General features: G+C 45.7%; 20 protein-coding genes. 7 read left to right on the top strand and 13 right to left on the bottom strand.

The window, feature by feature from the left end; translation table 11 throughout:
* Positions 1–3 precede the first annotated feature (3 nt).
* From G1C97_RS10600 to G1C97_RS10585, 4 genes are all read right to left on the bottom strand, one after another.
* On the bottom strand, positions 4–927 hold the full coding sequence (locus tag G1C97_RS10600) for a carbohydrate ABC transporter permease (protein ID WP_100497255.1): 924 nt from the start codon (positions 925–927) through the stop codon (positions 4–6).
* Positions 928–1,017: 90 nt separating this feature from the next.
* Positions 1,018–2,409 carry an ABC transporter substrate-binding protein gene (locus tag G1C97_RS10595; RefSeq protein ID WP_169241711.1) on the bottom strand — a complete coding sequence of 464 codons (1,392 nt, stop codon included), beginning with the start codon at positions 2,407–2,409 and terminating at the stop codon, positions 1,018–1,020.
* A gap of 133 nt (positions 2,410–2,542) precedes the next feature.
* Complete coding sequence (gene arfA / locus G1C97_RS10590) at positions 2,543–4,069, bottom strand: arabinosylfuranosidase ArfA (protein ID WP_169241710.1); 1,527 nt, start codon at positions 4,067–4,069, stop codon at positions 2,543–2,545.
* A 306-nt stretch (positions 4,070–4,375) separates the two neighbouring features.
* Positions 4,376–4,642 carry an ATP-binding protein gene (locus G1C97_RS10585; protein ID WP_169241709.1) on the bottom strand — a complete coding sequence of 89 codons (267 nt, stop codon included), beginning with the start codon at positions 4,640–4,642 and terminating at the stop codon, positions 4,376–4,378.
* A gap of 159 nt (positions 4,643–4,801) precedes the next feature.
* On the opposite strand from G1C97_RS10585, the gene G1C97_RS10580 reads away from it, so the two are divergent.
* A complete protein-coding gene (locus tag G1C97_RS10580; protein WP_169241708.1) occupies positions 4,802–6,034 on the top strand; it encodes an ATP-binding protein in 1,233 nt (410 codons plus the stop codon).
* A 741-nt stretch (positions 6,035–6,775) separates the two neighbouring features.
* On the opposite strand, the gene G1C97_RS10575 is transcribed toward G1C97_RS10580, so the two are convergent.
* From G1C97_RS10575 to G1C97_RS10535, 9 genes are all read right to left on the bottom strand, one after another.
* Positions 6,776–8,224: an ATP-binding protein gene (locus tag G1C97_RS10575; protein WP_169241707.1), complete on the bottom strand. Its 1,449-nt coding sequence runs from the start codon at positions 8,222–8,224 to the stop codon at positions 6,776–6,778.
* 500 nt (positions 8,225–8,724) lie between these two features.
* Positions 8,725–9,837, bottom strand: a complete 1,113-nt coding sequence (locus G1C97_RS10570) for a glycosyltransferase 61 family protein (protein WP_169241706.1) — start codon at positions 9,835–9,837, stop codon at positions 8,725–8,727.
* 182 nt (positions 9,838–10,019) lie between these two features.
* Positions 10,020–11,456 (bottom strand): MATE family efflux transporter, encoded by a 1,437-nt coding sequence (locus G1C97_RS10565; RefSeq protein WP_169241705.1) that lies wholly within the window; start codon positions 11,454–11,456, stop codon positions 10,020–10,022.
* A gap of 33 nt (positions 11,457–11,489) precedes the next feature.
* Positions 11,490–12,284 carry a glycosyltransferase gene (locus G1C97_RS10560; protein ID WP_169241704.1) on the bottom strand — a complete coding sequence of 265 codons (795 nt, stop codon included), beginning with the start codon at positions 12,282–12,284 and terminating at the stop codon, positions 11,490–11,492.
* A gap of 354 nt (positions 12,285–12,638) precedes the next feature.
* Entirely contained in the window at positions 12,639–13,661 is a 1,023-nt protein-coding gene (locus G1C97_RS10555) for a nitroreductase family protein (RefSeq protein WP_169241703.1), read from the bottom strand.
* 12 nt (positions 13,662–13,673) lie between these two features.
* Complete coding sequence (locus G1C97_RS10550) at positions 13,674–14,819, bottom strand: EpsG family protein (RefSeq protein WP_169241702.1); 1,146 nt, start codon at positions 14,817–14,819, stop codon at positions 13,674–13,676.
* A 51-nt stretch (positions 14,820–14,870) separates the two neighbouring features.
* Entirely contained in the window at positions 14,871–15,962 is a 1,092-nt protein-coding gene (locus G1C97_RS10545) for a polysaccharide pyruvyl transferase family protein (RefSeq protein ID WP_169241701.1), read from the bottom strand.
* 20 nt (positions 15,963–15,982) lie between these two features.
* Positions 15,983–16,987 carry a glycosyltransferase family 2 protein gene (locus G1C97_RS10540; RefSeq protein ID WP_169241700.1) on the bottom strand — a complete coding sequence of 335 codons (1,005 nt, stop codon included), beginning with the start codon at positions 16,985–16,987 and terminating at the stop codon, positions 15,983–15,985.
* Complete coding sequence (locus G1C97_RS10535) at positions 16,987–18,072, bottom strand: glycosyltransferase (protein WP_240951119.1); 1,086 nt, start codon at positions 18,070–18,072, stop codon at positions 16,987–16,989. Before G1C97_RS10535 ends, G1C97_RS10540 begins: the two co-directional genes overlap by 1 nt.
* A 597-nt stretch (positions 18,073–18,669) precedes the next feature.
* On the opposite strand from G1C97_RS10535, the gene G1C97_RS10530 reads away from it, so the two are divergent.
* The 6 genes from G1C97_RS10530 to G1C97_RS10505 all read left to right on the top strand — a co-directional run bounded on the left by G1C97_RS10530 (position 18,670) and on the right by G1C97_RS10505 (position 25,762).
* Entirely contained in the window at positions 18,670–19,902 is a 1,233-nt protein-coding gene (locus G1C97_RS10530; RefSeq protein WP_169241698.1) for an ATP-binding protein, read from the top strand.
* Positions 19,903–20,259: 357 nt separating this feature from the next.
* A complete protein-coding gene (gene cps2T, locus G1C97_RS10525) occupies positions 20,260–21,435 on the top strand; it encodes a beta 1-4 rhamnosyltransferase Cps2T (RefSeq protein ID WP_335341364.1) in 1,176 nt (391 codons plus the stop codon).
* Positions 21,436–21,512: 77 nt separating this feature from the next.
* The gene (locus G1C97_RS10520; RefSeq protein ID WP_169241732.1) at positions 21,513–22,751 is read left to right on the top strand and encodes a nucleotide sugar dehydrogenase; all 1,239 of its coding nucleotides are present in this window, start codon (positions 21,513–21,515) and stop codon (positions 22,749–22,751) included.
* 44 nt (positions 22,752–22,795) lie between these two features.
* Positions 22,796–23,509 (top strand): glycosyltransferase family 2 protein, encoded by a 714-nt coding sequence (locus G1C97_RS10515; protein ID WP_169241697.1) that lies wholly within the window; start codon positions 22,796–22,798, stop codon positions 23,507–23,509.
* Positions 23,510–23,523: 14 nt separating this feature from the next.
* Positions 23,524–24,903, top strand: coding sequence for a glycosyltransferase family 2 protein (locus G1C97_RS10510; RefSeq protein ID WP_169241696.1), 1,380 nt, complete (start codon positions 23,524–23,526; stop codon positions 24,901–24,903).
* Between the two features lie 13 nt (positions 24,904–24,916).
* Positions 24,917–25,762, top strand: coding sequence for a glycosyltransferase family 2 protein (locus G1C97_RS10505; protein WP_169241695.1), 846 nt, complete (start codon positions 24,917–24,919; stop codon positions 25,760–25,762).
* Positions 25,763–25,896: the final 134 nt, after the last annotated feature.

Below are 25,896 nucleotides of genomic sequence, written 5' to 3'. Positions count from 1 at the left end.
TGGTCAGCCCTCCAATCCAGATTGCTTGCGGGTCAGTCGCATGAAGAAGATGCTGAAAATCACCACGATCAGACCCAAAGCGAACGATACGGTCGCCGAATAGTTCAGCTGGTTGTAGTTGAAGGCCAGCGCCTGTGCGTACATGTTCGGGGTGTACTCCGGCGCGATTACCGAGGGTGCGCTGTTCTTCAACACAGTTGGTTCGGTGTAGAACTGCAGCGTGCCGATCAGAGAGAAGATCGTGACCATGACCAGTGAACTGGAAATCATCGGTGTTTTGATCTTCAATGCGATCTGGATTTCCGAAGCGCCGTCGATACGTGCTGACTCATACAATTCGTGCGGAACGGATTGCAATGCCGAATACAGGATCACCATGTAGTAGCCGGTCCACTGCCAGGTAACGACATTCACCAAGGAACCGAAGATGCCCTGCGGGGTCAGGAAGCCCGGGGTCGGTAGTCCGAACAGGTCGAAGAGCGTGGCGAACGGGCCCATATCCTTCGAGTACATGAAGCCCCACATCAAAGCGCCGATCACTACGGGAATGGCGTACGGCAGGAAGACCACCAGTCGGGAGAAAGCTGTGAACTTGTTCTTGACGGAGTCGATCACCAAGGCGATCAGCAATGCGAACAGCAGCTGGATCGGAACCATCACCACTGTGTACAGAACGACTCGTCCCATACCGGCCAGAAAGATGGGATCGGTGAAGGCTCGGGCGTAATTGGCCAATCCGGTGAAGGTGCTGCCGCGTACCTGCGTATAGGTGAACAGGGAGACGTAGAAGGCGTATACCAGCGGTATCACCAGGAACAGCAGGAAGATGATGGCGAATGGTGCGGTGAAGAACCAGCCCCACAGGTTCACCTTGCGCGCTGATTGAGACCGCGTGGAGGATGTGTGTTGTGATTGTTGCTGCGACATGTTCGCATACCTCCCTTGTTGTGAAGGGGCCCGAAGACCCCTTCACAACAAGCAGTGTTTCTGCTATTGGATGTTATCGGCTGTTGCAGGTCACTTGACGGTGAATCCCTGCTGGGTGGCGTAATCCGAGAGGGTCTTGTCCAGAGCCGTCATCGTGGAAGAGACGTCTTCGCCATCCTTGACGGCCTTGGTGAAGGCCTTGGTCTGCTCGTCGAAGGCATAGGTCTGGAACGGCAGGTATTCGTAGCCTTGGTAGCCTTGTGCGGTTTCAGCGAGCACGGCGTTGACCTTCTGGTTGTTGAAGAATTCGTCCTCGTAGTTCTTGAATGCATCGGAGTCGAGCTTCTTGACCCAGGTCGGGAACAAACCGGAGTCGGTGACGGCGATTTCCTGGGCCTTGTCGTCCTGGAACAGTTCCATGGCTACTTGAGCGGCCTTCTCGGTGTGCTTGGCCTGATCGGTGACGGCGATGCCGGAGCCTCCGTAATTCACGGCCGGAGTGGAATCGTCCCAGACCGGAGCCTTGGTGACCTGCCAGACGGATCCTTCCTCGGCGCCGCTGACACCCTTGATGTAGCCGGTCACCCACGAAGCGCTGACGTAGCTGGCGTAGGAGCCGTCGACGATTTTCTTGTACCATTCGGCGGTGAAGCTGTCGTCCGTGGCTACGACGTCTTCCTTGGCGAGACGCTGCCAGTACTCAAGCACGCTCTTGACGCCCTCGGATTCGAAGTTGATGCTGACCTGCTCCGGATTCGAGGCAGAGTACGAGTACACGTCGTCGGTTTTCTGCGCAAAGAGCGCGAGGTTCCAACCGGTGCCGTTTGCCTCGAAGTTGCCGATATGGCCCTCGAAGCCTTTCTCACGCAGTTCCTTGCCGGCCTGCTCGTATTCGGCCCAAGTGGTCGGCACCTTGACGTCGTACTTGTCGAAAATGTCCTTGCGGTACATCATTACGAATGGTCCTGCGTCGACTGGTACGCCGTACACGGCGTCCGATCCCAGTGTCACGCTGTTCCAGCCACCTTCGGTGTAATCGGACTTGATCTTTTCCACGCCGAACTGCTTGAGATCGATCAGATGCTGCTCAACACCGGACACGTACTGCGGCATGGCGTCATAGCCCAGCTGGATGATGTCCGGTCCGCCGGACTTCGCTTTGATGGCCGTGCTGAATTTCTGATAGGTGGTCATGCCGTCCGGCATCTTCGTCCAGCACAGCTGAACGTCGTCATGCGTGTCGTTGAAATTGTCCACGATCTTGTCGAAGGCCGGGTACCATGCCCAGATGGTGACCTTCTCGACGCCGTCTTTCTTGACGGTGTTCTGGCACTTGGCATTGTCGTTGGCGCTGGCGTCGTTGCTGACGGTCTGACTGCCGCCGGAGGCGGATGGTGCGCCCGGCGAGCTGCAGGCTCCGACCGACATCGTCATGCATCCGGCAGCAATAAGTGCAAGCATCTTCGGCAACTTCTTGTTCATTCTCTTATCCTCCTTTGGATATGTGCTGGTGTGGGATCAGGGCTGGAATTCAGACCAAGTTTCGGCTGGATTCCGGTTGAAACGCAGTCGGGAACTCAGACGTTACTTCAGTTTCCTCGTTCATCAGCGAACATCAGCGAATATGAAGAGCGGTCCAGGACACCGGTGGAAGCGTGACATGTACGCCGTCCGGGGCCATGGCCACAGTGGTGTTGTCGTGCAGGGTCACACGATTCTGATCGTCAAGCGTGTTGCGCGCCTCAAGATCGTCATCATGCAAGGTCTGGGCTGAAACGGAGGTCCACTCCGTGCCGGCTCCGGACGTAACGGTGAGATCGATTGCCTGTTCCTGGGAACGGTTGACGGCAAACACCGCCACCGAACCGTCGGCGCGCCGTATGGCCACTGAATCGACGAGAGGAACCTCACCATATCGTTGAGTGGAGTAAGTGTCGCATTGCAGAATCGGGTCCAATACGGTGCCACCTTTGGCAAGCCGTGCCGTTTCTGCAAACGGATAGAACGTGGTCTGCCTCCATGCAGGACCACCCGGTTCGGTCATAATCGGGGCGATGACGTTGACCAGCTGTGCGAGACTTGCAGAGCGGACGCGGTCTGCGTTCTTCAGCAGGGCGATCAGCAGATCTCCGAAGACCACAGCGCCGCTGACCGGGTAGATTTCCTCAAGCAGACGTGGGGCGACAGGCCAATTGCCAATGCCGTGAGGATTGGTGTCTTCCTTCTCGGAGTACCAGACGTTCCACTCGTCAAACGAGATATGAACCTCATGGTCGCTTTTCAGCTTGGCTTTGACGGTGTCGATCATTGCGCCGACCTCCTTGATGAAGGAGTTCATATCTTCACCGGAGGCCAGGAAGCTGGCCATGTCGCCGTTGTCGATGTGATAGTACGAATGGCAGGAGAGGAAATCGATGTATTCGTAAGCGTGCTGCAGCACAGTTTCTTCCCATGTGCCGAACGACTGCATGTAATGATTCGACGAACCGCAGGCGACTAGTTCAACGTCCGGATCCAGCTGACGCATGCCCAAGGCGGTCATGGCCACCAGCTTGCCGTAATCGTCGGCTTCCTTATGGCCTAGCTGCCAAGTGCCGTCCATCTCGTTGCCGAGACACCACATTCTGATGTTGAACGGTTGTTCGGCACCGTTGGCGCGTCTTTGATCGGAAAGCGCTGTGCCGCCGGGCACGTTGGCGTATTCCAACAGGTCGAGAGCTTCCTGGGTGCCACGCGTGCCGAGGTTGACGGCTTCCATGAGCTCGTTGCCGCCGGCTTTTTCAAGCCACTTGGCCATTTCGTGCAGACCGAACTCGTTGGTTTCGGTGGAGTGCCATGCCAGATCGAGGCGACGGGGGCGGCTCTCCTTGGGGCCGACGCCATCCTCCCAGCGGTATCCGGAAACGAAGTTGCCGCCGGGGTAGCGGATCGCGGTTGCGCCGAGCTCTTTGATCAAATCGATGACGTCTTGACGGAAGCCGTTCTCGTCGGCGGTGGGATGTCCCGGTTCGTAGATGCCGGTGTAGACGCAGCGGCCGAGGTGCTCAACGAAGGAACCGAACAGGCGGTCGTTGACCGGAGCGATGGTGAAATGGTCGTCTATGGTCAGAGTGGCTGTGCCAGTGGCTGGTTGCTTGGTCATGGCCGTTCCTTTCGGTGTGGTGCAGTGTGCTACCGCAGTGAGACAACGTTGTACTTACCGAGCGTAAGTACGTGTCGTGTTGCGGTTTGCTGGGTTTTAGTGTCTTGTTTGTATTGGGTACAACCTTGTACTTTTGATGTTTATAACTATACCCCGCTGCATCTGTTCGCGCAAGTCCCTTAAGTACAACCTTGTACTAAATCGTTGGATTTTCGCTGGACACGCCGTGTGTGTCGGCGGTCGGACCTGTGTTGCTTTGAGGCGACTGTTTGATTGGACCTTGTTCTTGCCTGCCCCACGATGTAGTCAAGGGTATCCCGCTGCGAAAGAAAAGAAGGCAATGATGTCGGGGGTGGAGAAGAAGCGATAGATTGTTCGTGAAAAATCTCTGAAGTTCGCTGCAGGTGTTTGCTGTTGTGCCGTGAAATATAGGGTGCGCTTATCGCAAGAGAACTCGTCCAGCAGCGCGGTCTTCCCGATACTCCGACGCCCGTGCAGCACCAGCGTCTGGAATCCGTCGCGCTCCCAGAGCCGGTTGAGTGTGCTCGGTTCATGTTCGCGCTTGACAAACATTATGTCTCTTTTCAGAAAGATACTCATAAGTATTAAACCGAAAGCATGGATTGCGACGTCTGTCTTTGAGAAGTGTCTATCGATTTTTAACGAACTAAAAATTGTGTTTCTTGACCTCTCTAATTTCGAGTATACTAGAAATTAGAGAGGCTAAGGCGTATGAATTTTATTAAACGTGAAAAATTGATTGCTTCACTGTTGCAGCACCGAGATTCTCCTGAGGTCAAGGTACTTACTGGCGTGAGGCGTTGCGGCAAAAGCACTTTGTTGGCAAAATACGCTGAGCTTATTGAACACAGCGGAGTGCCAAAGTCGAACATCTTTGCAAAGAGATTCGATGCGTTCGATGTGCCGATCGGCTACGATGCCAAGGATTTGCAGTCTGATCTGACTCACGCGATTGCACAGGCTCAGCCGGGGCCGTTTTATGTTTTCCTCGACGAAATACAGGACGTACCGGGTTGGGAAGAAGTGGTGCGCCGATTGCATACTAGGCAAGATACGGATGTGTATATCACCGGATCGAACGCATGGTTGCTGTCTGGAGAGCTCGCCACTTATCTGGCTGGACGGTATATCGCCATACCGGTGTATCCGCTGTCTTTCGCCGAGTACCGGGAATATAGGCAATCCCAGGGGACGAATGACTCGGTGGATTCACTGTTTGCGCAGTACATGATGTTCGGAGGCATGCCGGGTTTGTTCGTCACCGGTTTGCCGAATGAGGCGAAGGCCACGGAAATGCTTACTGCGGTGTATGAGTCCGTGGTGGTCAAAGATGTGGTACAGCGTTACGGTGTTCGTGATTTGTCGACTTTGGAGAAGCTTACTCGTTATCTGTTCTCGACTTCGGGAAACTTGTTTTCCGTAAACAACGTGGTGAAAACGTTGAAAAGCACAGGAATAGACGTGACTCATGCCACTGTGGATAACCAGATTGATGCATTGGAGAAGGCATTTATCGTGTACTGCGCAGAGCAATCGCGCATACGTGGCAAAGAACTATTGCGCCCGCAGCGCAAGTATTATCCGGTGGATAACGGGCTTCGCAATCTGGCCACCGGGTTTAACGGATCAGATCGTGGTGCTCAACTGGAAGGCATCGTGTTCATGGAACTGAAGCGCCGCGGATATAGGGTGAGCGTCGGCACCCTGCCGAGTGGCGAGATTGATTTTGTCGCGCAGCGCAATGCGGAAAAACAATACATCCAAGTCACGCTCAATATGACCGAGGAGCACACCCGTCAGCGCGAACTTGCGCCACTACAAAAACTCGACAGCGCCTTCCCAAGGCTTGTCCTTACGCTCGACTGGTACAGCGGGGGAGTAACTTCGGAAGGTATCGTCATCACCAATGTGATTGATTGGTTGTGTGGTTTGATGAGCTGTTGACTGGTTCTTCCTGTACGAAAGAAACCAGCCAATATAAGCAAAGAGATTTTTGCAAAAAACGAATTCTTGGTATTGACTTCCTGGAACGATGAGATAATTTCGTGTTCTCTCTATAGGAGATATTAATGGAATGCTTGCATCTGTGCTGCTCGCCAAGGGTTATTCTGGATTCTACTGGTTCTGCCCAATTCACTGGTGCCAATCCAACCAGTGGTTACACACTTAACGGGACAGGCCCTATCCGATTCAAGAAATCCTACGCTGCTGAAAATGTTCGCATTGATTTCCGTGGTGGAGCGAGCTGTAAATGATGTCTCGTCGGTTCGCGAAACGATTATTACGTATTTGCGTGAAGCTCAAACCATAACTCGTTCACAGGTTGAGCGATTGGTGGGGGTAAGTTCATCCAAAAGCCAAGTACATACTCAAGCGTCTTGTAGATGAAGGGCTTGTGCAGCAGGAGGGTCGGGGCGAGGTACTTATTACGTTCTTCGGTGATTTTTGAGGGGGTATGGCCGTAGCCGCTCATCAAAGTGCGGCCGCTGGGTTCTCTTGCCGGCAGTACCGTGGCAAGCGCAAATGGCTAGGTAGGCGGTATCGTCGTGTGTTTGCTTGTCATTTGCTTCTCTTTTGCTTTTAAAAGCAAAAGAGAAGCAAATGACAAGCAAAAGAGATTTCGTTGGAATTCCGCCGTATTACGGTCGTTGCAACGGGAATCGTACTTTACGAGGCAAAAGAGATTTATGCCCAATACGGCAAATAGCGAACGTATCGCTTACCTGCATCCGGGTCGGCGACTTTGAGTAGATTCTCGTCAAGACAGCTTTTGATTAATCGCGATATCTGAGAAGAGCCGCTCGTCGGAAGAGCGAAACGTTCTCGAAGCGTTGAATTGGTCATAGGGAGTCGTTGTGCATATTGCACGCAGGCATGCCAGTATGCTGCATCCATGCGTTGCCTCTGGGTGAGTTCCCGGTAAGGTGTTGCCTGCATGAGTGTTACTCGCATATTGTCTCCGGGCTCTTCCACCTGAGGGGCTGGTAGATGATAGCGCTCGCAGTCCAGCACGATTTTGTCCCATCCTGAACCGGCTTCCTCGCATAAATGGAGACGTCGGCAGATGGCGGCCATTTTCTCATTGCGCGAGTGCGGTGGATCGTTGATAAGTCTTGCGATGTCTACTAGTGAACGTCCCGGATTGGTGAATTCGATACGGCCGTCGAAGATGCAAATCATTGGTCCGGCGCCGGTGATGGAGAGATCTTGGTGGATTAGCATGTTCGCTATAAGTTCGCGAAGAGCTATATGAGGGAATGCACGCAGTGTGGTGCGACGTGCTCCTTGAATTATTTCTTTTTCCGGTAGGAGCGCTTCGAGATACTCCAGCATCTGGTCAAGTTTGGTATAGCTGGTAGTGAATGTGCGGCTGCGTGAGGGGGCAACGGACGATTGACCTTCATAGCGAATGATTCGCAATGCCTTGCGGGATACGGTAGGGAACTCGTTGAGGTCTCTGGCGAAGAGCAGTGCACCCAGATTGGTGATGGCGTAGCGGCCGCTGTCTTGTGAAGCAATGAGCTGCTCACTTACGAGCATATGCAATGTCTGTTCGGCTGATGCAGTCTGTGCTATGCCGAATTCCTGCCGATACCAATCCGTATCCAGTTTTCTGAACACCTCTTCTGCGGTAAGACCGCTTAATGCATATTGCAGTTCGAAAACCTCCGCTCGAGTCCTGTTCCAGAGTTCTTCTTCGCGGCGAGAACCGTGTTTGAGCTCTTGTGTGGATGAACCGGTGCGAATATATGCCAGTCCCTGCCATAGCGCAGGCCGATACTGGGCGGGCCATATGCGCAGAAGTACGAGTTTTTTATCAAATGCCTCCACCGTTTCGAACCGGAATTCAACATTGTCGGATAAATGTTGGCGGAGCCATAGCTCAAGTTCTTGGTTGCCTACCTTTGTGGTTTTGGGATTGAAAGATGTGCCGATGAGTTCATGCGAGGAATCGTCAATGCCCCACACCTTATAGGCAAAAGTGTGTCCTAGCAGAGCTGCGGAATTCGCGAGAGCGGAGATATCTCGGCCGATGCGATTGGGATCGGTGTTGCCATGTTTGAATTCGAGACATTCGTTTTCGTTGTCTTGACTGGCTAATGCGGTGATAAGCGCAATAAGATCTTCCGGCATGGCTGAGCCTCCCAAGTGCTAAACGCAGTATGCTTATACAATAGCTTCTTTTGATTCTAAAAGCAAAAGAGAAGCAAATGGCAGGCAAAAGAGATTTCGTTGGAATTCCGCCGTTTTGTGGACGTTGTGGCAGGAATCATGCTTTACAAGGCAAAAGAGCATATGACTTTGCAAAGAAGGTATTTGGGGGATAGAGCCTCTGTACCTTAGATTGGCTGCACTGTGTTGGACGGTTCCATGCGGGACGCGCGATGAGGGGTTTGATCATCATGGCTGATTCAAATCATCCCCATCATTACGAGGAGGAGTTCAACAGCTCCACTCGACCCTCGGGTACCTGAGCCCCGTGGAGTTCACACAACAAGGAAAACCCTCTAGAAACGGTCCAACACACCATTGCCAATCCAGCTCGACATTGTGCCGTAATCCTATACCCGTGGGATAGGTAAAAAGGAGGTGTTCGCAAAAAATGAGCTAACACAACAGAAAAGTGGGAAAGTTCAGTTAGGTGATTTTCTTGATTTAAGTAAGTGATACATGCCACGAACAAGATGAGATTTGATATAGAGTTTTTTCAATAAAGCAATTGCCCTATATTTAATGTATAAATAAAAATATCGGCAGAAGTAAGCGCAATCAATCAACAAATTATGAGAATAGTCGAATGACATTTCATGTGAATCGAAGTATTCTCTTAATTCATCGCCTGGAATCATCCAGAATGGTCCCTCTCCCAAATATCTAGGATGATTTTTTATTGGCTCATAATAAACATTGATGTATATTGGTGAAATATCTATCAAGCGGCATACTTTTTCTAAATTTGAATGTCTGAGACTAGTTTTGTTTAAAACAATTAGATTGATGCCTGGATTTCCAAAAATGACATTTAATGGGATAGTACCATTCATACAAACAATTGTTGTGGCATTGTTGAAGACATCGATTTGATCATCAAGCGACATAGACTCTGGATATAAAATTTTGAAACCATTGTCTTCAAATAAACGCTGTATGGGATGTTCTCCAAGTTCCTTTTTTCTTGCGTCAGGGAAATGAAGTCTAGATAAATATATATTATCCCCATGATATTTATCCGAAACGACCGCGGAAGATGCTTTTTTGAAAGGTTCAACAAATAGATTTTTCGAAGTTTCGGGATTGGCCGGCGTAGGTATAACTATCTCTTTGAAACAGGTAGGAGAATCGACGAGAACGAAATCCCTTTTTGAAAAACCGAGTAACTCAAAGAATTTCAGATAGTTACCTGAAGGTAGTATATTGTCGGAATTTAAAAAGACTATTTTATAATCTTTATATTTAGCCTTATCAATTTCACAAAGAAACCATGCTCTATTTAGACAATCGACAAGAAAATGTCCCCATTGCTTTACGAAATATCCTAGGAAAATGACTTTCAAGTCAGCGTGATGTACGCCGCTCCTATCGAAGGGGTAGGGGGCTCCGAATCTAAACCAATCTCCGATATATTTCGATTCTTCAACGAATTTGCCGTCATCCCTTAAAACACCTCCCTTATTGAGAACGCCACCTTTGCTTTCCGTAATTGGAAGGATAATGCCGTTGTTAACGGTGATGAATTGGTCGTTCATTATCAAGTCCTTTGAAGTAAAGTGATAAGGTTTCGAATTCCATCACATAAATGTGTATTGAACTAAAGGTATTAAATAGGATAGGTTTTTTAAAATTTGGTCTGATTGATTATTGCTAGATTAGGTTTCTTTCTACTATGTTTTTAGATTCTATATGATTATAGGATTTGTATACCGCGTACCTATTTTTCCCAAATATGCCGAATAATAAGAGTTAATTTGTTGTGGTTGAAGAGTAATAGAAGCGTATATGCAATACAGGTGACGATAAATGCAATCCATTCATTAATGTGCCATGCTACTGTCATAAAAATGAGTGTGAGTGCTATTTCTTGGGTCAGCATTATTGCATCTTTTTTTCTATCGTTGCATAACAAGGAAGATAGGTAGGCATCGGATGTTACGCTGCGAATTACAATTGCAGCGGTCATTGAGAGAATGATGAATGTCATATTTTTAATTACTAAAACGCCTATAATTGAAAATATAAGACTTGCGACCATCGCAAGAAGATTGAGATAGAGAAGCATCTTCTCCTTGCGGAATACCTTGAGATAGGTGTTATATAGCATTTGCGTTTTCGCGTCAAAGTAGCAAATAGGGAGCAAAAGTGCTGCGTATCTAATGCTGTCGGTGTATTGAGGAAGCCAAAGTTCAAGGATAATTTTTGCGGGGAAATACAACAAGAACATAACGGGAAGGAATAGAAATAAGCCATCGTTGCATAGTGCATAGATACTTTTTTGCTTGTCTTTATGCACTTGGCGCAGCATTGGGAACATTACCATGCCTACTTGGCGTACGAATACCAATGCGAAATTGGTAAGTGTGATTGCCATAGAAACTTTGCCAAATGCCACAATTCCCCAGTTCATATCAATTGCTTGACGCCCAATGCCCAAGATGAGCATGCTGGCAATGTTCGCAAACATGAGTTTAGATCCAGCGGAGATACTCTCTCTTAATTCCCTAAAGACCAGCCTGTGCTTCAGTGCATGAGCAGAGAACAGATTCTTGCCTTTGTGGAAACAATATGCAAGTGAAAGAGCTTGCGCGATGGTGTATGCAATAACGTATGGCCAGAATGTGCGTCCTTTGCAGGTTATGCAGACAATGATCATGAAAATGAAGGCTAGCTGCTGAATCAGAGTTGATTTCGAAAACCAAGACGTCTCGTTTGCTGCCTGAAATATGTATCCAAGGAAGTTTTGCATCGTAAAGAAAACAAAATAAAGAGATGCGGTAATGATAATAGATAAGCGGACACCATTCCCAATGACAAACCATGAAACTATACAAAGTAATACCGCTAATATGGTCTGATACACAATACCATATAAGAATTGTCCTTTAATTGCGGCTTTATCCATTTGCGGTAAGGCTATACCACCATAACGGAGATAGACACCATCATTTAGTCCAAGCGCAAGAAAAGGTAGATATTGAGAATAAAAGATGAAAAGTTGCCAGTAGCTGAAATCGGTGACTCCAATGAATTTAGGCAAAATAAAATTTACGGAAGCACTCAGAGCCAGTGCAACTCCTTGCGCTAAGAAAGCATAGCCTAAATTTGATTTAAACTTGCTTGTTGCCGTATTATTCCTTTGTTTTATACTCATTATTAGTGCTTAGGTATGTAATATGATTGAAACCTATTGAAGCATAAGTTTCCATTGTTCAAGATTATTATTGAATGAATAATTGTTATCCCAATTATCTCGGGCATTTTCGCTCATGATGCTATATCGAGTCCAATTATCTGCAAGATGAACAATCGCGCTGCTCCAAGAGTTCGGATAATTTTTTCCAATAAGGAAACCGTCAATTCCATCATTCACGTACATAGTGTTGATTCCTATTGCCGAAGCAACCGACGGCAATGCGGCCGCCTTATATTGGAGCAATTTAAATCCGCCTTTTGCACGGCAAAAATCGGTGTCTAATAAAGGCATTAGTCCGATATGAGATTGAATCATCATTTGGTGGGCAGACTGTTCGCTCCATTCGACATTATCGATAAAAAAGTTTTTTCCGATATAATTAAGTGGTTTATTACAGACAACATGTAAAGTAAGTTTCTTTTGATATTTGGCAAGAATTATTTCGCCAGCTTTTTCTAATTCATCAATTATTTTTTCCAAAAACGGAAGGCTTGTTGCGGTTGCAAGCCATAAAAGTTCTATTGCTTTATTATAGGAATTCTTTCTTTGATTAATTAGAGTAATTGAATCATTCCTAACCATCTGTCCATCAGTTGTTGGTAATATTTTTACACGAGATTGAATATTTTTAGGCAATCTTTTCTTTAATATGCTACCGGTTACAACAATGGTATCCGCATTGGATTCAAGAAGCTTATTTTCGAATGATGTAATTTCTTTACTGCAAGAAATATCGTCATCGAAATCCCAGATAATCGTTTTTGTTCTCTTAATAACGAAGATCATTAATGCTTTATTCCAGGGAAAAACAAATTTCGGTGAAAGAGCCCGCTGGATGATTATACAACGTGGAGGATTAATTATATCCATAAGAAGGTAAAACGTGAGTCGGAATTGTATTTGAAGATAGTAAAGTGAATACCAATACATTTTCTGGAATATAGTCGAGGCTTTACCATGATGCTGGTATAAATAGTCAGAAGATAGTTTTCGTGCTGATATTTTTGTTTTAATATACGGCAGATATTGGAGTATTCGAAAATTGCTAGATGGGCTTGTCTTCCCGCTCCTGGTGTAGGCGACCATTTTTGTAGACATAATATTCCGTTTCAAGTTATTAGTTGCAATATAGATGTATATTTACTTGATAATTGTTGTTATTTGTTTAGCGCTAAAACGTAGAGATTGGCATGTTCTCGTTATTTCGGGGAAATGACCAACGGCAATATATAAAACGAAAATCTCATTATCTGGAATTTGCAAAATATTACGAGTTAGTTTTTCGACTTTCGCTGTGAACATTGTATTAAGCGGGCATGTTCCGAGTCCATGAGACTCCAAGGCGTAAAGAAGATTCATACTGAATAATCCTCCGTCAACGTACCCTTCATTTCGTTCATACTCCGTCATAAAAGCTGAAAGATCGGAGGTGATGACTAATAATGCAGGAGGAGTGGGATAGCCATTAATTCCTGCTTGTAGGCGTAATAAATCGCTGATATTTTTTTTATTAAGTACAATATGTACTCTTGTGGGTTGGCGATTGCATACGGATGGAGTTGTCATAGCTAAATCGACTGCATCCATTATTTCCTCTGCCGTGACCTTCTGATTGGAAAATTCTCGAATGGAATGCCGATTTCGAGCTAATCGGTTAAAAGGAAGTGTCGAATTAAGTAACTTATCGTTTCGATTAATTTCGATGCAAGCATGCTTTGGATCGTCGGGGACGTTGATTATAGAATTCCATTGCTCGGAAGAAAAAAGACTCTTTTGCCAACCGAGATCGTAGCCGATAATTTGATGTCGACGTACATATTCGTGTAATACGGAGATGCTGTATGCATAAACGAAATTATTCTTTGCATTGGCATCAATCTTTTCAAGGCCGGTAAGCATTGATGGTAAGGAATTGAATATTTTTTTTCCGAAGCCATATCGAAAATCACGATGACTTAAGCCTTTTTCAATTTGATGCGTAAGAAAGATAATTCGACTCTCAAATTGGGCTTTAGTCCTTGGTTTTAAAGGAGAATAGTTACGCGAAAACCGAGCAGCTTGTCGTAGATAGTCATGTCTTAATAGCAATGACTGTCTTAATGTTCTCAGACTTGTAGTGAACATATTGATAAATGAATTTGTAAGCTTTTCCTTTTTGCTCATTTATTCTCCTAATTAAAACGTCCAGTTGACAGATTGAAATATGTCGGAAATGTATGGAACTGTGTCACCAAACCCTCTGTAATAAAAGCTGTACCACCAATATGCTATAAGAAGAGCAATAAATGGTATTTTCATAAAAAATGCAATTTGCTTGGGCCAACGTTTTTGGATTATAAATGATGTCTTTCCAATTAGGATAAGTCTCCAAACACTGAAGAATAGTCCTATTCTAGCTGCATATCCAAATTTGGTTGATAAAAATGTAAGTATGCAACTTATTATGGTGAATATTATTATAAAATCGGGTTGTTCGTTATTCCATTTTTGATATTTATATACAAAAAGACAAAGTATTATAAAAGGGATAATTGATAGAACAAGCATTGTTGGAGAGGATATACCCTCCGGAAGGTCAAAATAATGAATATATTTTAACGGCAATATCCCAAAGCTTAATAGCATCATGCAGATTGGTCGGAAAAATGCTGCGCCTATTGATGTCATTATTATCAAAAATGTACAATATTTATGATATCTATTTATGCTTATTTTATATTCTCTTGTTAAAAACTTATATATAGCATATATGACAAAAATTATTATTGCTGATGAATGAAATGATATTGCAAGAAGGGCGAGAAAAAATGATAATATTTTTTTCTTTTTAAGAATCGCTCCGATGCAAAGTAAGCAAATTCCCAGTGCTAACCACTGACGAACTATATTTAGTGTTTCATTGAAGTGTAGACATAAGAAGGAAAACCAGGCTAGCGGAATAGAGATTTCATTTTCATATAGTTTAAGAAACGAATATACTGCGAAACCTGTTACGAATGTTGTGAGGAAATGTAACCAATGCACATCATGGAATACATGTGCAATTAAAAATGCAAATATCTCATATCCGATTTCAACATTATGATTGTTCAATACTTGGGATATATTTATATATGTATTGACGCGTTCATATATACCTATCACGTATGTATCTACATCAGTTCCTACTGTGTGGTTCCTTAACCCAGCCAATATAGTTATTGGAAGTATTGTCAGTAATAATGAAAAATCTATATAGAGTGACTTTTTCTGCGTCAGGAATAACCTTAGTTTTGTACATGAAAAAATACTTGAAATTATAAAGACTAGTATGTAAATCATTAGTTATTCCATTACTGTTTTTAGATTTAATTTAGGTGCATTACAGTTTTTTTATGCAAGGACTTTATCTAGGAAATCTGTCCCTCTTTTTCTTTCGTTATCGAAGTATTGATTGATAAAGCTAAAATCTGTATGCTTATCGGCAATGTCTAACCGATTAAAATCAGTAAGATGCCGATGTGTCATATTCGTAGCTTTTAGAATGTTGGACAGTCGACTGCTGAACTTCCCTGGGTAAATGCAAACGACCTCTTGATTGAGGTTGAGACTGAATGCAGTTGCGTGGAACGAATCGGTGATTACAAAACGTGCATTAGCGATTAATGAAACAAACTCTTCGACCTCTGGAATCAGAATAGGAGAGCCTGGAAGCCGCATCTGATCATACCGAACGCACACACGCATAAGTTTGCAATGGTGACGTTTAGCAAAACGGATTGCGAAATCATCGAACAATTTATTTTTGTTGAGCTGATAAATCAATACATAATCGTCATTCACGACAGGCGGTGTAGCCATTTTTTCCCAATATGAGCGTTCAAGCTGTAGGGTAGGGTCCGAAACATGACATACATTATTTATACCTAGGTTGCGTACGGCTGTGACGGCACTTTCTTCTCGCATGGAGATGGCATCATATCGCGAAAGTAGCTTAGTGACTTCCGGCTTCTCCCAGTCAGCAAAATCATCACGGCCGATGCTGGCGGAATACGCAATTTTCTTTGCGTTATCGGGAGCAAACTTTAGATAAAAAGCCTCTTCTAGACCGCGATTCCATTCGCTGTTCCACACCTGATCACTGCCTGTGCAGTAGATATCTGCCTTGGGGGTATTTGTCTCTAATTGTGCTTCAGATGTGTAAGTCTGCTTGGTAAGCGTAACATTCTTGCTAAGAAAACCATCAAAAACATGCCTCCAGCGATGAATGGTTGGGTATAAAACTGCTCGCTTAGCGGCAGATTTTACTGGGTTGTCATTGAGTGTAAATTCGCGGTAGAAATTCTTCTCTAATGCATCTTGGCGCATATAATTGATAAATTCAACTTCACATCCGTATTGCTTAAACTTCTCTTGGGTGGCGAGTGTCTGCAATACGGATCCATAATTCCTGATGGAATGTAATGTGATTACTTCGACTTTCATGCGTCAGGTGTCTCCTCAATTTAATGAATGCTATGATTACGAACCATCTGATATATAAATCTGCAGGTTGGTTGGCCGAGATATGAGAGTAAGGAAGCGATGCGAGCATCGTGTCTTGCATTCTTGTCTTTCAAAACACGACAACGATTGTGTTGGATACTTCTCCAAAGCTCTTCGGCATATTTCTTGTTATTCATATCGTTCGGCTTGATTTTCATAAGTAAATTGAAATATGCACTTTGTAGTTTACAGTTAATCGCCGGTTGAATTGATGGATAGCGTTTTTCTACCAAATCTTGTATTTCTCCGATTTGATCAATCAGATCCATACTTCTCGGTGTAAACGAACTTGATTGAATACTATTCACACGTTGGCGATAGAAATAATCTGCATATTGTGTAAAAACAATACGGTTTGATCGATCAATAAGTCGAGTTGAAGTGGCGATGTCTTCATACAGTTTTCCTGTTGGGTACCAAATGCCGTCAAATAATTCTTTTCGACATATTTTCGCGAAAGCATTTGGTTCAATATGCCTCATATAAAGCATATCTTCTAATGCGTCACATGAGTTGAAGATTATTATTTCACCACTCATATCCTGTTTGTTATTGTATTTACCTGAAAGTAGTTTTTTCTCATCTGTTCCATCAGTGAAATAATGGAGCGGTGTCACCGCGAGATCAGCCTTATTTGTAATAAGAGCATCATAGAGGTGTTGAATATAATTTGGAGAGACGAAGTCATCGCTATCGGCAAACGTAAGAAATTCGCCATTCGCATGCTTAATACCGTAATTTCTTGCGTCGGAAAGACCGCCATTGCGTTTATGAAATGTGCGAATTGAGGGGGATTGAGCCGAGTACTCGTCAGCGATTTTACCGCTGTCATCTGTCGACCCGTCATCGACAAGAATGATTTCAATCGGAGAATAAGACTGTGATAAAAGACTATTAATGCATGCAGGAAGATATTTACTAACGTTATATACAGGCACTACTACCGATACCAATGGATTTGCCATCAGTTCTGAACCTCCGAAAACAGCTTTTGATACCATCCGCTTAGTTGTTGTGCGCTGTTGGTGATGTCGTATCCGGCTTGGCGTATGAGGTTGTGAGTGTCCTGGTGCTGTTCGGCAACAGGGGCGGAGACCATGGCGTTGATCCATTGCGCCTTGTTTTTTAGCGGGATGAATTGTATGAGTCCAGGGATGACGTCGGTCTCTTTGGACACGTTCGTGGAGGCGAGGATCGGCAGTCCGGCGGTTTGCGCTTCCACGGCGACCACGGATAGTCCCTCGTAGGTGGAAGGCAGGGCGAGTACGTCGAATGCTTGACAGAGCTGATTCATGTCTTTGCGGATGCCGAGCACTTTTACCGAACGTTCGATGCCGAGCTCGTGTATGCGCTTCCGAACTTCATCCATCATGTCGCCGTCTCCGGCGAGGGCGAGAATCGCATCCGGACGGCGCTCCAAGACCTGCTTGAACACATCCAACGTGAACAGCTGGTTCTTCTGGAAGCACATGCGGCCGACCTGGCCGATAAGCAGTTGATTATCGCCAATGCCCAGCTCGGAGCGCTTAGCCGCACGCACCGCAGCATTGAAGTGGAAAGTCTCGGGCTCGATGGCGTTGCGGATGATTTTGACCTTGCCGGCTTTGTCCAGCTGCGAGCCAAAAAGCCATTGCGCGGTGTAATGAGAACAGGCCGCATAATGCGTGGGGTACACGCGCGAGAAGGGACGCAAACACATTTTCACTGCAGTCTTCGCGTATTCGCGCGGGTTGGATGTGGAATGACTGTGTGCAATCCGTACCGGAACTCCGGCCCGTTTGGCAGCGCCTAGGGGAAACACGCTCAGCGCGTTCATATGCGAATGCACAATCACCGGATGCAGTTTGCGAAACAGCTTCTCGCACTCCTTTATATATAAGGGCAGCTGCTTGTACGAGGGAATGGTAAACACGCGTCCGCCGAGAGACTCAATCTCGTCGACGGGTACCACGGTGGAATCGTCCTGGACAATGAAATCAAACTGGACCTTGTCCCGGTCGATATGACGGTAATGGTTCATCACAGTGGCCTCGACGCCACCGCCCATCATCCTCCCGACGACTTGGGCAACGCGAATAGGAGACGACATAGCCGACATCACCGAAACAACCCCAAATCACACAGCAGGGGAGTGAAGTTCAAGGCGATAGTTGACATAACCGCCCTTATCGGCTAATCGGTCGGCTTCGGAAACGGGATATCAGACGAAAACTGATGAAAACACAGGCTTTTCTGTGCTTTCGGTTCGCAGTCCCCGCGCTTCACCCGGTGCGGCAATGGCGGTACAGAATCAAATTCACTGTCTCATATAGTAAGAAGATGCCCGCAATATGGATTTTGGGTGGTGAAGTCCCAGTGCGAAGGGAGCCGCCCGCAGCAATTACTATTTCTATGTACGCGTTGTCCCGCAATCACACACGCCGATCAGCATTAACTATAAAGATGCTGATGGGCGCGGCGCAGAAGAAGACATGTCGTAAACATGGAAATGCAAATTCCGAGACCATTGATCATCGACCATTGGCCATTGATCATTGCAGAAGTAGCCCTCCGTCCGTTCCGGGGGGCAAAATTGATAAAAACCATAACTTTGCCCCCCGGAAGATAATAATCAAATGGAGGCGTCGATAGAGAGAGGACAGTGCACATGACGCTGTATCCAAGGGAATGGTATCTTGACAGGCTTCGTCCTTTCTACAATGATGCCGGCTTGATCAAGGTAATTACCGGCATACGCCGATGCGGGAAATCATCCTTGATGTCGTGTGTTGCGAACGAATTGAAACAACGTGGAGTTGACGAACAAAGGATTGTCTTTCTGAACCTCGATAGCCGAGAGTTGCGCAAGGTGGACACGACGGACGATCTTGATCATGTTATTGAGGAGCGGTCCCCGCAAGAAGGTTTTGTCTACCTATTCATCGATGAGGTTCAGAATGTTAAAGGATTCGAAACCGTAATCAATGCATACCGTGAAGAAGGCAGATTCTCCATCTTCATCACAGGATCCAACTCATATCTTCTGTCTGGAGAGCTGACAACCAAATTGACCGGGCGATATGTGGAACTGGAGATGTATACGCTTTCTTACGGCGAATATCTGGGTATGAAAAAGTTCCTAGGATCCCCCGCTGAGAACGGTATTGCATCATTCAATGACTATCTGACTTATGGCGGGTTCCCGAAATCGCTGGAATACTTGGATCCAGAGGCTAAAGCTATGTATATTCAGGACGTTACTCGTCAGATTTTCGAAAAGGACATAACCGCACACAGCAGAATCACGAATCGCGATACGTTCGAGAGAGTGCAGACATACCTCATCAATAACTATGCCGCTCCTACGAATCTGACGCATATTGTTCAGTATTTGCAGCATAGCGAACATATCTCCATCAAGCGTGAAACACTGGCCAAGTATGTGCGGATGCTGGAGAACGCCAAGATTCTGTACAAATGTCCTAGGTTCGATCTTCGCTCAAGAAAGTCCCTCAGAGGCGGAGAGAAATACTACATTGCCGATCCAGGCATATATTTCGCTCGCAATACTGACACTAGGCTAAGTTACGGGCCAGCGCTCGAAAATGTGCTCTACCTGCATCTCCGGGCAAAGGGGTATCAGGTCAGCGTGGGGCGGATTGGCAAACTTGAGTGCGACTTTATTGTCCGCAAGCAAAGCCGGTACGCCTATGTTCAGGTATCGATGAGTGTTCTCGATCCTCAAGTAGAAGAACGGGAGTACAGGCCGCTCATGATGATTCAGGATGCCTATCCACGGTATCTGTTCACACTTGATCCACTTCCCCTGCAGAAAGATGGCGTACGGCACCGCAATTTGATTGAGTTTCTCGCCAATGATGGAGACATCGAACTTGAATGATCGTTTGTTGGTCCGCGACCAACTACTTGCCGCCTTGGCTAATTAGTTGTGATTCTACTTTGCTGGAGACCTCGCTTCCGGCGAACGTGAGCATACCGAAAACGGCTGCTTCCTCTACTGATCCAGTGGCAGTCAGATCGGTAATCACTTGCCATTGTGAGGGGGCAGTAGAAGTATGAGATGAGCGAATCCTTGGAGACACCTCGGCGTATACTTACCATGAGAATTGTCCGAAAAGTGGAAACGCACGGGAGAGTGGGATATGTGTAGGCGCGGATTAGCCGATAAGGGCGGTTATGTCAGATTTGCTCTTGCCGGTCGTGTGCGTTCTCTCGCCTGTGTTTTCGGGGGTGTGCGGTGAGCGCGAGCGGGCCTCGTCATGTGTTCATTGTGGGGTCGAAGGGGATCCCGGGCTCGTACGGGGGCTATGAGACGTTCGTGGACCGTCTGACCGAGCGTCACCAGGATGACCTGTCGCTGAAGTACCACGTGGCGTGCAAGGCCAGGGATTCGAAGCGTTTCGTCTATCATAACGCGGACTGCTTCGACGTGAACGTGCCGGATATCGGCCCGGCGCAGGCGATCTGGTATGACGTGGCAGCGTTGCATGATTGCGTCTCCTATATCAGGAGGAACCGGATCCCCCGTCCGGTCGTGTATGTGCTGGCGTGCAGGATCGGGCCGTTCACGGCCCATTTCCAGCGCGTGATCCACAAGCTGGGCGGGGAATTGTATGTGAATCCGGATGGTCATGAGTGGATGCGCGCGAAGTGGAGCCGTCCGGTGCGCGCGTACTGGAAGTGGTCCGAGAAGCTGATGACCAGGCACAGCGATTTGATGGTGTGCGATTCGGTGAACATGGAGCGGTACATCCGCGAGGAGTACTCGGAGTATTCGCCGAAGACGACGTTCATCTCGTATGGGGCGGACGCGCGTCCAAGCGCATTGTCCGATGACGATCCGAAGCTGCTCGGCTGGTACCGGGAGCATGGGCTTTCCCCGAAGTCGTATTACCTGGTGGTGGGCCGGTTCGTGCCGGAGAACAACTACGAGACGATGATCCGCGAGTTCATGGCCAGCGGTTCCGAGCGTGATTTCGCGCTGGTCACGAACGTGTCCGATAAGTTCCTCGAGGAACTAAAGCAACGCACCGGTTTCGATAAGGATTCTCGCATCAGGTTCGTGGGCACGGTCTACGACCGTGAGCTGTTGATGAAGATACGTGAGAACGCGTACGCGTATTTCCATGGCCATGAGGTGGGTGGCACGAACCCGAGCCTGTTGGAGGCGTTGGCGTCCACCGATTTGAACCTGTTGCTGGACGTGGGCTTCAACCGGGAGGTCGCCGAGGACGGTGCCCTGTATTGGAGCAAGAAGCCGGGTGACCTGGCCGTTCTCATTAATCGGGCGGACGCGATGGATCCGGAGGAGATCCGCGCGTTGGGTGTGAGGGCCAGGCGACGCATCCATGACGCGTACTCGTGGGAGCACATCGCCAACCAATACAAACAACTCTTCACACATAAGAGCTGATTCGTATTCATCAAGTCATCAATTCATCAATTAATTTGTTTTGTTTTTAGGGGGTTTGTATGCGTGGTTTCGCTGATTTGCGTGTTGCGGTTGCTGGTACCGGGTATGTGGGGTTGAGTCTGGCGACCCTGTTGTCGCAGCATCATCATGTGACCGCGGTGGATGTGGTGCCGGAGAAGGTGGAACTGATCAACCGGAGGAAGTCTCCGATCCAGGACGAGTACATCGAGAGGTACTTCGCCGAGAAGACCCTTGACCTGACGGCGACCTTGGATGGGGAGAAGGCGTACGCGGACGCGGATCTGGTGATCATCGCGACGCCGACGAACTACGACAGCGCGAGGAACTTCTTCGACACGAGCGCGGTGGAGGCGGTCATCGACCTGGTGATGCGGGTGAACCCGGACGCGATCATGGTGATCAAGTCCACGATCCCGGTGGGCTACACGAAATCCATCCGCGAGAAGACCGGAAGCCGGAACATCATCTTCAGCCCGGAGTTCCTGCGCGAGTCGAAGGCGTTGTACGACAACCTGTACCCGTCGCGCATCATCGTGGGTACCGACCCGGAGGATCCGCGTCTGGTGGAGGCGGCGCACACGTTCGCGGCCCTGTTGCAGGAGGGTGCTCTGGAGAAGGGCATCAGGACCCTGTTCATGGGGTTCACCGAGGCCGAGGCTGTGAAATTGTTCGCGAACACGTACCTGGCGTTGCGTGTCTCCTATTTCAACGAATTGGACACGTACGCGCAGGCGAAGGGTCTGGACGCGCGCGAGGTCATCGACGGCGTGTGCCTGGACCCGCGCATCGGATCGCATTACAACAACCCGTCGTTCGGCTATGGCGGCTATTGCCTGCCGAAGGACACGAAGCAGTTGCTCGCAAACTACGCGGACGTGCCGGAGGACCTGATCCGCGCGATCGTGGAGTCGAACGCCACGCGCAAGGATTTCATCGCGGACCAGGTGCTCAGGAAGACCGGCGCCTACGGGTATTCGGACAACAACGAGTACAAGGCCGCGGGCGAGAGGCCGGTGACCATCGGCGTGTACCGGCTGACGATGAAGTCCAACTCGGATAATTTCCGCCAGTCGGCGATCCAGGGCGTGATGAAGCGGGTCAAAGCGAAGGGCGCGACCGTGATCGTGTACGAGCCGACCCTGGAGGACGGCAGCACGTTCTTCGGCAGCCCGGTGGTCAATGACCTGGAGGAGTTCAAAAAGCGCAGCGACGCGATCCTCGCGAACCGGTACGACCCCTGCCTCGACGACGTGCAAACCAAGGTCTACACCCGCGACCTCTACAAACGAGACTAAGGAATACAAATTAACTTTAAGTACCACATAGCCGGAGATATGTGATGGCAACAATTAGCGTTGTAATGGCTTCCTACAATGGGGAAAAGTATATACAGGCACAAATTGACTCTATTCTGAATCAATTAGATAAAAAAGATGAATTAATAATATCCGATGATGGATCAACCGATAACACGGTTTCTATTATCCGACAATATGCTTTACAGGATACGAGAGTTATTTACGTGAAGGGTCCTTGTAAAGGGGTTATAGCGAACTTTGACTATGGGTTTGGCTTCGCAAGCAATGATATTATTGTTCCTTCCGACCAAGACGATATTTGGAAACCTGATAAAATCAAAGTAATACGTAACATCTTTGATGCCGATAATAGCATTACATGTATGCTACACGACGTGGAAGTTGTAGATCAGGACCTACAAGTAATCAATCCTTCCTTTTTCTCATTAAGAAAATCAAAGACAGGATTTATCAATAATCTGATTAAGAATTCCTATATGGGAAGCGCAATGGCGTTTAGACGTTCAATGCTTCGATATATCAGTCCTATTCCCGGTGATGTTCCAATGCATGATCAATGGATTGGGCTAATCAATGAGTTATATGGTCAAGTAACACTATGCCAAAAAACTCTTGGATTATATCGTCGCCATAATAACAATATTTCCTCGTTCACACATGGAAATATTTCTCACATGATAGATAGTCGATATCGATTAAGTATCGATTTGTTAAAGAGATACATTAAGAAATGATTAAGTGAGAGAAAATGAATATTGTATCTTTTACTATGGTTAATAACGAAAGTGAAATTATTGAATCTTTCATTCGTTATAATTACAATTTTGTTGATAGAATGTTCATCATTGACAATGGTTGCACAGATAATACTATTAACATTTTAAGAAAACTGATCAACGAAGGATATAACATAACAATCTATGATGAGTCGCTATCCGCGTATGATCAATTTAGATTAGATAATAAATATCTAAACAAAATAATTGATGAGTATTCTCCCGATATGATTCTTCCTCTTGATGCTGATGAGTTTTTGACGGGGGACCAGAATCCGCGCACATTGCTAGAAAAACTTTCACTTGATTCTATTTATTATGTGCATTGGCAATGGTATGTCATGACCGATGAAGACAATTATGATGATTGTTTAGTGCCTAGAAGAATAAAGCATCATTTTGTATCTCCTGTGCAAAACAAAGGAGCTGACGTACCAGAAACTAAGTCTATAATACCTGCTCAGTATTATCGTAAAATGAATCTAACTCTTTCTATGGGGCATCATAAAGTATTTGGTAATAATAATGCTAAAATTACGATTTTAAATAACATTCGATTAGCTCATTATCGTGCAATTAGTGAAGAACAGATAATTGCTAAAACTATGTGCTATACCATGCGAGATATAGCTACAATGAAGAATAATATCGAAACTGCGCAACGCACTAATCAAATGGCAGCTATTGAGCATGGCGAGAATATGCATGATACAGTAATGGAAATTTCACGCGGTGGATATGAAGATGTCATAATAGAAGATCCAATAGATTTGTCATTCTGTGATTCAAATCTTCTTGATATTAAATATCAGTTTCTTTCGCATGAGAGTAGAGCAGATCGGGTATATAAAACCGGTGTTGAGATGGCTATTCGTGCTTATAATAGTGAACGCAGTAGAGTTGAAAAACCGGGGCTTAAACCAGTTCTTGTGTGGCTAGATCATATTAGGAATGATGGATATTTATTCCCTAGTCCTTCTAATGACATTACCTTGCTTGCATCTCGATACAATGTTCGCGGATATTTAACTGATTATGATGAAGTAAAATTCTTAAAAGTGAATTATCGACTTATCGTTACGCCTGATACAATGAAGTTTCTTCCTCATCAGTATGTAATTATTCCAAACACTGTTGATTTTGAGTCAGTAAAGAGTTTACTTGTAAAAAGTGGTGTTGATGAAGCCACAATAATAAGTCAAAATGCCTATACACATAAATTAGGACTAATAAAATCATTATATTCATCCATTACATTAATTCCTAGCCTTATTATCAGAGTAGGAATGTATATAGAGCGTAATGGATTATCAACTACATTTAAAAAAATCTTTGAACGAGTAAGAAAATAGTAGGTTATATAAGATGGTTGACATATCGGTAATAGTTCCTTTTTATAGAGGAAACAAGTATATTAATGGATTATTAGACAATATCGGTCGTAACGCAAAAAAAGCAACAGATGCAGAAATTGAAGTGCTATTAATTAACGACAGTCCTGATTATTCATTAATTTTTGATACAAAGTACGTCAAAGATTTTAAACTAGAAGTAATAACGAATAAACAAAATCTAGGTATTCATGGCACTCGAGTCGAAGGTTTAAAACATGCAAAAGGAGAATATGTTCTTTTCCTCGACCAAGATGATGAACTTACAGATGATGCCATTTTCTCACAATACAATAATATACACGATTATGATATATCGGTTTGCAATGGTCTCGTAGAAATGGAAAATCATAAATCAAAGTTATTATTTAAGAATAAGAAACAACAAAATAGAATAAAAGATATCAAATATTATTTCTATATAGGAAATATGATTACATCACCTGGTATGGCTTTAATTAAAAAAGAATCAATTCCAGATGAATGGATTGAAAACAATTTGATTAGTAATGGTGCCGATGATTGGCTTCTGTGGATATTAATGATAATGAACCATAGCAAAATCAAGATAAATCCTGATACATTGTATATCCATAAATATACAGGAGAAAATTTATCAAATAATACGTTAAAGATGCTGGATTCAAGCGAAGAAGCATTAAAAATTATTGAGAATAAGAATAAAAATTATTCAAATTTAGTCAGGATACATAAAAGAAGATTAAGAATGAGGCATTTTGAAAAAAACATTTTTTTCAAAATAGGATTGTATTTAATCAACGTTGATATATTATTTATATTATTAAAATGGAAAGCGTAGAGTAATGCAAAAAGAACAATATTATTTTAACTCTGCTTTTAAATACCTTGTATTTGGTTTAATAATATTTTTTGCTTTATTGAATCCAATAATCATAGAGAATCAAAACTTAATTATTCTGTTTTGTTTTCTGT

It is taken from the genome of Bifidobacterium olomucense, from assembly GCF_012932375.1.
Lineage (GTDB): Bacteria > Actinomycetota > Actinomycetes > Actinomycetales > Bifidobacteriaceae > Bifidobacterium > Bifidobacterium olomucense.
This window is presented reverse-complemented; position numbering and strand designations above follow the sequence as displayed.